The sequence below is a fragment of the Pseudomonas sp. EL_65y_Pfl2_R96 genome, assembly GCF_963970905.1.
Taxonomy (GTDB): Bacteria; Pseudomonadota; Gammaproteobacteria; order Pseudomonadales; family Pseudomonadaceae; genus Aquipseudomonas.
Genome location: NZ_CAXAQH010000070.1, coordinates 1 through 2,627 on the forward strand (window position 1 = coordinate 1; position 2,627 = coordinate 2,627).

Annotated in this window: 4 protein-coding genes; 2 read left to right on the forward strand and 2 right to left on the reverse strand. The window is 59.5% G+C overall.

The window, feature by feature from the left end:
• The first annotated feature begins 271 nt into the window (after window positions 1–271).
• Window positions 272–442 (forward strand): hypothetical protein, encoded by a 171-nt coding sequence (locus AACY49_RS29375; protein ID WP_339527659.1) that lies wholly within the window; start codon window positions 272–274, stop codon window positions 440–442.
• A gap of 8 nt (window positions 443–450) precedes the next feature.
• Here AACY49_RS29375 and AACY49_RS29380 read toward each other — a convergent pair whose 3' ends face one another.
• Entirely contained in the window at window positions 451–1,647 is a 1,197-nt protein-coding gene (locus AACY49_RS29380) for a multidrug effflux MFS transporter (protein WP_339527661.1), read from the reverse strand.
• A 109-nt stretch (window positions 1,648–1,756) separates the two neighbouring features.
• A complete protein-coding gene (locus AACY49_RS29385; protein WP_258697699.1) occupies window positions 1,757–1,954 on the reverse strand; it encodes a heavy-metal-associated domain-containing protein in 198 nt (65 codons plus the stop codon).
• Window positions 1,955–2,115: 161 nt separating this feature from the next.
• Here AACY49_RS29385 and AACY49_RS29390 point away from each other — a divergent pair, with 161 nt between their 5' ends.
• Window positions 2,116–2,499, forward strand: a complete 384-nt coding sequence (locus AACY49_RS29390) for a hypothetical protein (RefSeq protein ID WP_258697700.1) — start codon at window positions 2,116–2,118, stop codon at window positions 2,497–2,499.
• Window positions 2,500–2,627 lie beyond the last annotated feature (128 nt).

Sequence of the window (2,627 nt, forward strand, 5' to 3'; positions counted from 1 at the left end):
CCACTCAGGCGCTGGTGATACTGGCTCGCAAGCTTGCTCGGATCGTATTCGCTCTGCTGAAAGGGCAGAGCGAATACCAACCAAAAGCCGGTTGAGGGCTTCCCCTCAACCATAGAATCTCCCACATTGGGCGCCGCGATCTTTTGCCGTCAGTCAGAGAGTTGACCTTTGTCACAATTGCGATCGTATTCGGGTCTACAATCGAACACTCTGCGAACAATCATTTATGTGATGTCTTTTGCGAGACGCCTTTTACAAGAGGAGATCAGCAATGAAGATCCTGATAAAAGAACTGGCAACATCCCGCTGGCAGGTCCGCCTGGATCAACATGCTGTGACGTTCCGCAGTGAAGCCGAAGCCTTGGCCTTCACCAAAACGCTTGAAGCGCGCTTGTACGCGCCCCATCGAATTCCCGACCGTCAGCAGCGCGCTGCTGGCTGAGTCCGTCCTCAGACTTGGGCTTGCGTCAGCGCCCGGGCATTTTGCAAACGTTGGGTGAGCATCGCCACGCTCACCACCAGAATCCCGCACAGGCTGATGACCATGGCCATCGGCATGGCGCTGCCATCGTGCAAAACACCCAGCAATGCTGCGGCCCCGGCGGCGACGCTGAACTGCAGGCAACCGAGCATCGCCGAGGCGCTGCCCGCCCGCGCGCCCTGCCCGTTCATGGCGCAGGCCGAGGCGTTGGGCACAATACAACCCAGGCTGGCGATGCAGAGGAAAAGCGGGATCAACAACGGCCACAGGTGCATGGTGTGCAACGCGCTGACCGCCAACAGGGCCAGACCGCCCGCCAGGTAGAACCAGACGGTACGCGCCAGTAAAAAGGCCGGACCGCGCTTTGCCAGCAACCGTGCATTCAACTGGGCTACTAGAATGAATCCCGCCGCGTTAATGCCGAATAGCCAGCCGAAATGCTCGGCCGGCACACCATAGAGTTTGATGAACACGAACGGTGAACCGGCGATGTAGGCAAACATCCCGCCGATGGCGATACCACCGGTCAGGGCGTGGCCAAGGAATATCGGGTCCGCCAACAACCGACCATACTGGCGCAGCGCGCCCGACAACGGTTGGCGCGGCACATGGGACGGCAAACTTTCCGGCAGACCGAGGGCCACGGCCCCCCCTACCAGCGCACTGAAACCGGTCAGCACGAGAAAGATCGACTGCCAGCCCGTCGTGTTGACCAAGAACCCGCCCAGCATCGGCGCAAGGATCGGTGCCAAGCCCATCACCAGCATCAGCTGCGAAAAGACTTTCGCCGAACCCACCGCATCGCATTTATCGCTGACCACGGCCCGGGAAATCACCATGCCCGCGCAACCGCCCAGCGCCTGGACGAAACGTGCGCCAATCAGCCACTCCAGATTCGGCGCGTAAGCGCAGGCCAACGAGGCTGCGGTGAACAAGCCGACGCCTGTCAGCAAGGGGATGCGTCGCCCAAAGCGATCCGCTACAGGGCCATACGCCAGTTGACCAATGGACAAGCTGAGGAAATAGGCCGCCAGGGTCAGTTGAACGTGTTTTTCGTCGGTACCGAAAGCGAGCGCCATTGCCGGAAATGCCGGCAGGTAGAAATCGATCGCCAGCGGACCGAAAGCGCTCAAGGCGCCGAGAATCAGGATTGTGCGGAAGTTCATCAGGCGTCCAGGTTGGGCATGCAGGTTAGCCATGGATCGGCAGGCTGACAGTCTAGCCGGGCGTGGACGCCTTGAACATTCCGTTAGGTCGCTAACTATTAAAAATAACTTAGACCTGTTTTACGCCGTAACCCTCTTCAGTGATGGCGGCGATCACCTGATCGGCCGTCAGCGCACTTTCTACGCCGACTTCTTTTGTCGCCAGATCGATACGCACGCTGGCCGCCGGATCCTTGGCTTGCAGCGCCTGAGTAATGGCCTTGACACAGTGACCGCAGGACATGCCTTCAACATTGAACACTTGCATGGGACGTCTCCTTGAATGAAGCCCTTTCATGAGGGTTGTGTGCAGTCTCGAGCTTGCCACCATGGCAAGGTCAAGTTCTAAAGTGAGCTGCCGGGCTGGCAATCAGCGCCGCGCTCGGCCAAGCTGCGTCCATCTATGACTCGACATCAGGAGATTCAGCCATGCGCTGGTCAGTTCTCAGCCTGTTTGGCTTCCTCAGCCTCTTTGCCGCGACACCTTCGGTCCAAGCCGCCGGGGAGGACTACGGCGTGCTGATCATTTCCCGCGAGCGCCTGGAAGTGTCGACTTCCTGCGAAATCGGCGTGTACATCCAGGATCAGTTATCGGGGCGCCTGTTCCAGGAACAGAGCACCTCGTTCAACCTGCCGCCGGGCACTGTGTCCCTGCGCCTCAAACTGCTGCCGGGCCAGGCGCCGGGTTGCAACCCGGGCATGCTCGCGCCGGGGTCGCAGAACATTACGATCAAGGCCGGGGATGTGTTGAAGTTCCGGATTGCGATGACGCAGGAAGGGATGTATCTCAAGCCTGCGGCTCTCGGGTATTGACGCAAGCCCGCTTGTGTCTTGCGCAGGACTTAGACTGAGGGTGAGAGCGGTGAGTGGCAAGCTGAATGCCCGGAGTGCTTAAAGCACGTGTGGGAGCCCATGCTGCCATTCACCTCTCCGCTCTGGTT